This window comes from Arthrobacter sp. ISL-5 (assembly GCF_018613835.1).
In the GTDB taxonomy this organism is placed as follows: domain Bacteria; phylum Actinomycetota; class Actinomycetes; order Actinomycetales; family Micrococcaceae; genus Arthrobacter.
The window spans coordinates 21850-28151 of record NZ_JAGGPM010000049.1 but is presented as its reverse complement, the minus strand read 5'-3'; the positions used below and the strand labels follow the sequence as shown (position 1 = coordinate 28151).

Annotated in this window: 6 protein-coding genes and 2 pseudogenes; 2 read left to right on the top strand and 6 right to left on the bottom strand. The window is 66.9% G+C overall.

All coding sequences use genetic code 11. From position 1 onward, the window contains the following. The 4 genes and pseudogenes from J7I89_RS23330 to truB form a co-directional block, all read right to left on the bottom strand. A pseudogene (locus J7I89_RS23330) lies at nt 1-603 on the bottom strand (HNH endonuclease); the annotation flags it as partial. Nucleotides 604-706: 103 nt separating this feature from the next. Further along, nucleotides 707-1165, bottom strand: coding sequence for a hypothetical protein (locus J7I89_RS23325; protein WP_214975483.1), 459 nt, complete (start codon nt 1163-1165; stop codon nt 707-709). Between the two features lies 1 nt (nt 1166). Then, nucleotides 1167-1520, bottom strand: a complete 354-nt coding sequence (locus J7I89_RS23320) for a hypothetical protein (RefSeq protein ID WP_214975481.1) — start codon at nt 1518-1520, stop codon at nt 1167-1169. Nucleotides 1521-1522: 2 nt separating this feature from the next. Beyond that, nucleotides 1523-2488 carry a tRNA pseudouridine(55) synthase TruB gene (truB, locus tag J7I89_RS23315; protein ID WP_214975479.1) on the bottom strand — a complete coding sequence of 322 codons (966 nt, stop codon included), beginning with the start codon at nt 2486-2488 and terminating at the stop codon, nt 1523-1525. Nucleotides 2489-2605: 117 nt separating this feature from the next. Here truB and J7I89_RS23310 point away from each other — a divergent pair. Next, nucleotides 2606-3813: pseudogene (locus J7I89_RS23310) on the top strand (pyridoxal phosphate-dependent aminotransferase). Here J7I89_RS23310 and J7I89_RS23305 read toward each other — a convergent pair. Beyond that, entirely contained in the window at nt 3807-4292 is a 486-nt protein-coding gene (locus J7I89_RS23305) for a nucleoside deaminase (RefSeq protein ID WP_214975477.1), read from the bottom strand. The pseudogene J7I89_RS23310 and the gene J7I89_RS23305 sit on opposite strands and share 7 nt — an antisense overlap. A 313-nt stretch (nt 4293-4605) precedes the next feature. Here J7I89_RS23305 and J7I89_RS23300 point away from each other — a divergent pair, with 313 nt between their 5' ends. After that, nucleotides 4606-5610 carry a ScyD/ScyE family protein gene (locus tag J7I89_RS23300; protein WP_214975475.1) on the top strand — a complete coding sequence of 335 codons (1005 nt, stop codon included), beginning with the start codon at nt 4606-4608 and terminating at the stop codon, nt 5608-5610. A gap of 68 nt (nt 5611-5678) precedes the next feature. Here the strand turns inward: J7I89_RS23300 and rbfA are convergent, their stop codons facing one another. Then, nucleotides 5679-6188 carry a 30S ribosome-binding factor RbfA gene (gene rbfA / locus J7I89_RS23295; RefSeq protein WP_214975473.1) on the bottom strand — a complete coding sequence of 170 codons (510 nt, stop codon included), beginning with the start codon at nt 6186-6188 and terminating at the stop codon, nt 5679-5681. Between the last annotated feature and the right edge of the window lie 114 nt (nt 6189-6302).

Genomic DNA, 6302 nt, shown 5'->3' with positions numbered 1-6302 from the left:
GGCCGGCGACACCGCCGGGACCAGGACGGAGACCGATGCGGAAGTGGCAGCGGAGCCGGAGGCAGCAGCGGCTTCGGTGCCGTCGTCCGTGCCTGTGCCCCAGCCGGTGGTCCAGCCCGCGGCTTTGCTCGCGGATCCGGCGGCGCTGATCGCCTCGGTGCGGGTCCGGTCCACCGCGGCCGCGCCCAGCAACTGCAGGTACTCGGCCCCGCGGGAGATCTCCTCGGCCAGCCCGGCGAACTCCGCGGCGGCCGGGAAACCGGCCAGGGCCAGCTCACCGGGCGCGGATTCGACCGCTGCCCCCAGCAGCACCAGGCAGCGTTTGAGGCTGTCGGTTGCCCCCATAGTCGTGGCATCCCCGCCCGCGGCGAAGGCATCCCCGCCGGCGAAGGCATCCCCGCCGGTCGGACCAAAGCCGGCGGCAGCCCCGCCGTCGGACGCAGAAGCGTCCGCCACGGCGGGTACGATGCGCAGGCCGCCCGCAACGGCGGCACCCAGAGCAATAGCGCGCGAATCGGGGACGCTGCGCAACGGCGAAGTACGGCGGCCCGGCATTGCTGCCCGTGCCGCCGTACTGCTTGCGCCTTCCCCAATGGCTTCCATATGGACACTCTGCCAGAGGGGTCTGACAGTTTAGGCGCCCGTGCAGCGGGCACGCCGGCCCGCTGCGTCGCGCCCGGAAAATCGGCAGAAATTGGGCCCGGCGTTATGCCTCGAGCGGCGCCGGCCGCCGGCGGTAGAGCCAGATCAGGCCGAGCACGGGCAGGATGAGCGGGATGAAGGCGTAGCCGCGCCCGAACAAGGACCACACGGTTTCGTGCGGGAACTGGACGGCGTCGAAAATGCTGAGCGCCCCGACGACGAGCACCCCGATGAGTTCCACCAACACGGCAATGACGGACACCTTGAACCAGGTCCGTCCGGCTTTCGCCAGCGACACCGTGGCCACGACGTACACGAGGGCGGCGAAAGCCGACAGCACGTAAGCCAGCGGGGCCTCGGAGAACTTGGTAAGAATCTGGTAGCCGGCGCGTGCCGTGGCCGAAATGGCAAAGACGGCGTAGACGGCGATGAGGAGGCGGCCCGGTCCGGTGTTCCGGGTGTCAGCCGGCTTCTTGGCCGTGTGTTCGGAGGACGTAGCTGTCACGTTGCGTGCTTCTTCCACTTCAGTACCAGATCTGGTTCATTCGGGCGGCCATCACCAGGGCGGTCACTCCGACGGCGGCCAGGACAAAGTTGCTCCAGCGGGTCCGCTCCAGGATGGACCAGTACACCGCGGCGAGGGGCAGCAGGAGGGCGGTGACCAGGTAGCCCCAGAATTCCCAGGCCTCCCCCGCGATGCGTTCCCCGGCGATGACCCGGACGATCGAACCGACCAGGTAGACCAGCAAGGCCAGTTCGACGGCGGCCACCGACAGGATGGTGACATCGTTGGGGGCCTTCTTCAGGATGCCGGCCACCACGCAGATGATGGTGGACAGGAGTCCGACGCCCAGAATGATGTAGAAATATGCGTCCAAGGCTATCCGGCCTGCCCGCCGGTATTCGATGCGCCCGTGTTTTGTTCACGAGTGGCCTGCCCGCCGGTTCCCGGTGCGAACACGAGCACGGGCTTCGCGAAATTTCCGGTGTCCGCCAGCAGCGCCACGAGTGAACCGTCGGGCGCGAACGCGGCCGCCGGACGCTCCGCGGTGGCTGCGCCAGCAGAGCCTGCCGGGGCGCCGGCGGCGATGCGGCGGCCGAAGGAGATCTCGGTGGTTTCCTCGGCGCTCAGCTCACGGTTGGGCATGAGGGCACGGGCGGCCTGGGACATTTCCAGGACCTCAAGCTCTTCGGCAAGCTGCTCGAGCGTCCGGGCCTGGTCCAGCGAGTACGGCCCCACATGGGTCCGGCGCAGCGCCGTCAGGTGTCCGCCGACCCCCAGGGAATCGCCCAGGTCGCGGGCCAGCGCGCGGATGTAGGTGCCGGAGGAGCACTCCACCGTGACCTCCACGTCCACCACATTCCCGCCCTGTTCCCGCTTGATTCCATGGACTTCGAAGCGGTGGATGGTCACGGGCCTGGCCGCCAGCTTGACGTCCTCGCCGGAACGGACGCGGGCGTAGGCCCGTTCGCCGTTGACCTTGATGGCGCTGACGCTGCTGGGCACCTGCTGGATCTCGCCCGTCAGGGCGGCCACTCCGGTGCGGATGGCGTCGTCGGTCAGGTCCGCGGCGCTGGCGCTGCTGACGATGTCTCCCTCGGCGTCGTCCGTGACCGTGGATTCACCGAGCCGGATGGTCGCCGTGTAGGTCTTGGAGGTGCCAACAATGTAGGTGAGCAGCCGTGTGGCCTTGTTGATTCCGACGACGAGCACGCCGGTTGCCATGGGATCCAGCGTTCCAGCATGGCCCACTTTCCGGGTACCGGCGATCCGCCGCATCCGACCAACCACATCGTGGCTGGTCCATCCCTGCGGCTTGTCCACTATTACCAGTCCAGAAAGCACGCCTCCCAGTATATCGGGGCCAGCCGGGCGGCCGGTTCCGCGGCCTCCGGCCGTCTCCCCGACGAAGCGACGTCGGCTCCCGTGGCCGGCAGGCGTGACGGGGCTAGGATGGCAGTCATGCCTGAGCTTGCAGCGCACGTCGCCGAAGTCCCCGTGAACCAGATCCGCGAGATCACCGAGGCCGCCTGGCGCACGCCGGGCGCTGTGGTGCTGAGCATCGGGGAACCGGGCTTTCCCCTCCCCCGGCACGTCCTGGAGGCAGGTATGGCCTGCCTGGACCGCGACGAGACGAACTACACACCGAACGCCGGGATCCCCGCACTGCGGGAAGCCTTCGCGGCAAGGTTCCGAGACAGTCAGGTGCCGACATCGGAGCCGACCGCGTGTACATCGTTGACGGCGCCCAGCAGGGCCTGCACTTTGCGATGAGCCTGCTGCTCGCTCCGGGGGACGAAATTCTGATCCCCAATCCCGGCTATCCCACGTTCGCCATGACCAGCCGGCTGCTCCACGCCGTGCCGGTGGGATATCCCCTGTATCCCGCACAGGACTTCCAGCCCCGGATCGAGGACATCGAAGCACTCATCACGGAGCGGACCCGGGTCCTCATGCTCAATTCGCCGTCGAACCCGCTCGGTGCCGTGCTGGGCGAGGACCTCACACGCCGGCTCGTGGAACTGGCCCGGCGGCACGACCTGTGGATCATTTCAGATGAATGCTACGAGGCATTCACCTACGACGTTCCGCACGTGAGTCCGGCCCGTTTCGACAGCGCCGTGCCGGGCGAAGCGCGGGTGTTCACGTCGCTGACGCTGTCCAAGACCTACGGCCTGACCGGGCTCCGGATCGGCGCCCTCGTCTGCCCGCCCGGACTTGAGCAGCGGATGAACAACGTGATGGAGGCGATCGTCTCCTGCGTGGCCTCGCCGTCCCAATATGCGGCGCTCGCGGCCCTGACCGGACCGCAGGACTACGTGGCTCACGCCCGTTCGCACTACCGCGCCAACCGTGACGCGGCGTCAGCCATCCTGACGTCAAAGGGCATCCCGTTCCTCAGCGCGCAGGGGGCGTTCTATCTCTGGGCTGACGTCTCGCATGTGAGCGGCGGAAATGTCCGGGCATGGGTGCAGCAGTTCCTCGCCGAGTCCGGCGTTTCGTTTGCCCCCGGCACGGCCTTCGGGTCAATTGGCGAGGGCTGGATCCGCGTAGCCCTGTGCGCCAGCCAGGCCGACCTCGTGGAGGGCGTGGGCAGGCTCCCCGCCAGGGCGCCGGCGACCGCCGGCGTATCACCAGCAACCGGCACGGACGGCCAGCCGGATCAGTAATCGGTGCGTTCCGCGTTGCTGCGCCAGGCTTCGAAGGGGGCGTCCGACGTCGGAACCGGCGTGTGGCTGACCGGAAGCAGTTCCGGCCGGGTGCCTCCGAAGTACTCGTAGAACACTGCGTCGTCGAACCCCGCCGCTGCCGCGCCGTGCCGGTCCGCCGCGAAGTAGACACGGCCGATGCGGGCCCACAGCGCCGCCGACAGGCAGAGCGGGCAGGGTTCGCAGCTGGCATAGAGGACCGCACCGCTCAGATCGAAATTGCCTGATTCGGCGGCCGCCGTCCGGATGGCCACCACTTCGGCGTGGGCGGTGGGATCGTTGTCCCGGGTGACCCGGTTGACCCCTTCATGGACGGTGCCGTCGGCCGTAACCACGATGGCACCGAACGGCCCTCCGCCGGCGGCCACATTCCGTTCCGCCAAGGCCACAGCCTCATTCAGGTACTCCACGACATCTGCAGCTGAAGGTTGCGCAAGCATGATCTGATCATAGCCAGCACCCGGGTACTTCCGCGGCCCGACGTGGTTCGTTTGCTGAGCCCATCGACAGCCCGGGTCCCGCGGGATTAAAATGCCCGCGTCGGGGGAACCCTGTATTCCGGGCCCAACCAACGGTCTCAATGCTCTGGATGATCACCAATGACATTGGAGACAGCATGAAAAATCAACGATCATTTGTGGCGGCCGTCGCCGCTGCCTCGCTTCTCGTGTCCTTCGCTCCGGCCGGCCAGGCCGCTGGTGACCCGAACACCGGTGCCCGAACGCCGGTGCCCCGACGACACAGGCAGCAGCCGTGCTCGCCAAAGGCCTGCTGACTCCGCTCCACCTCAGCGACGGACCTGACGGGTCCGTCCTGGTCAGTGAAGAATTTGCCGGCAGGCTGACGCAGATCGCCCCGGACGGTGCGAGCTCCGTGGTCTACGAGAACTCAGCTTGGGACGTTGCCGGCACCGACCGGCGCGGCGAGACCATCTATCTGGCGGAAAGCCAAGGGGCCGGGCCGATGGATCCGAGAGCGATGGCCGGGCATCTCCGCAGCATTGATGCCGACGGCAAGCAGCGCACTTTCGGCGATCTTGCCGCCCTGGAGACAAAGGAAAACGCCGACGGCGGCACCAGCTACGGGTTCCGGGACCTTCCCGGCGCCTGCGCGGCCCAGTTGCCCCCGGAGGTTGAAGCCTCATACAAGGGCCATGTCGATTCGCATCCGTATGGAATCGATGTGTACGGCGGCACCATCTACGTGGCCGATGCGGGAGCCAACAGCATCGTTTCCGTGGACGTGGCGACCGGCGAGGCCAAAACCGTGGCCGTGCTGCCGTCCCGGCCCCACCGCTTCACTGCCGAAGAAGCGACAGCACTGAAGCTCCCGGGCTGCATTGCCGGCCACACGTATGAGTTCGAGTCTGTGCCCACCGACGTCAAACGCGGACCGGACGGCTGGCTGTATGTGGCGGTGCTCCCGGGCGGACCGGAAGATCCGGCCTTGGGCGCCCGCGGCGCGGTGTTCACGGTCGATCCGGACAACGGCCAGGTGAAGCTGTTTGCCGACGACGTGATGTCACCCACCGGCCTGGACATGGACCATGACGGAAATGTCTACGTCGCCTCCCTCTTCGGCGAGGGAGTGCTCAGGCTTTCTGCCGACTCGGGCACGCAGAGCGTTGTCCTCCCCGGCGTGCTCACGGCAGACGTGGATGTCCGGGGCGAAACCCTGTACGCCACGGTCAATTCACTTCCGGAAGCGAACAAAGCACCGGACGGGCACGTTGTGACCGGACCACTGGAGCACGATTAAGAAAATGGTGCGGCCGGATCCAGTGGATCCGGCCGCACCATAGAAGTGACTGCAGCTCGAGCCGAACGTTACTTGTTCCGGTCCTCGTCGATTGCGTCGTCGGCGCTGAGATCGATGTCCTCTTCGTCGAAGTCGTCTTCGTCGATTTCCACGTCCTCGGGAATGTCGCTCTTGTAAGGATCGGCATCGCCCGCGTGCTTGGCGTTCTCGGCCAGGGCAGCCACCTCGGCGTCGCGCTTCTTCGCTGCCCGGAGCAGTTCCTCCAGGTTGGAGGCGTTCACGGGGATCTGGTCCGCCACGAACTCCAGCGTGGGAGTCAGGCGGACGGTGATGTTCCGGCCCACCTCCTGCCGCAGCACACCCTTGGCCTTCTCCAGGCCCTTGGCAGCATCGGCCTGCACGGCCTGGTCGCCGAACACGGTGTAGTAGATCGTGGCATGCTGCAGGTCATTGGTCACGCGGGCATCGGTGACAGTAATGCCCTCAAGCCGCGGATCCTTGACCTTCCGGCCCAGGGCCTCTGCAACAACAACCTTAATCCGCTGCGCCAACTTGGCAGCGCGTGCCGGATCAGCCATTTCCACTCCTAAATATTTGGATGTACGACGGCGCGTTAGCGGCTCGCGTACACAAGTTCGAATAATTGCCACATGCGAAGGGGCGGGGCCGCCGGAAAAAATCCAACGGCCCCG

Bases quoted from the DNA above. Each gene is read 5' to 3' on its own strand.
- J7I89_RS23305 (WP_214975477.1), bottom strand. From the start codon at position 4,292: ATGCTTGCGCAACCTTCAGCTGCAGATGTCGTGGAGTACCTGAATGAG.
- rbfA (WP_214975473.1), bottom strand. From the start codon at position 6,188: ATGGCTGATCCGGCACGCGCTGCCAAGTTGGCGCAGCGGATTAAGGTT.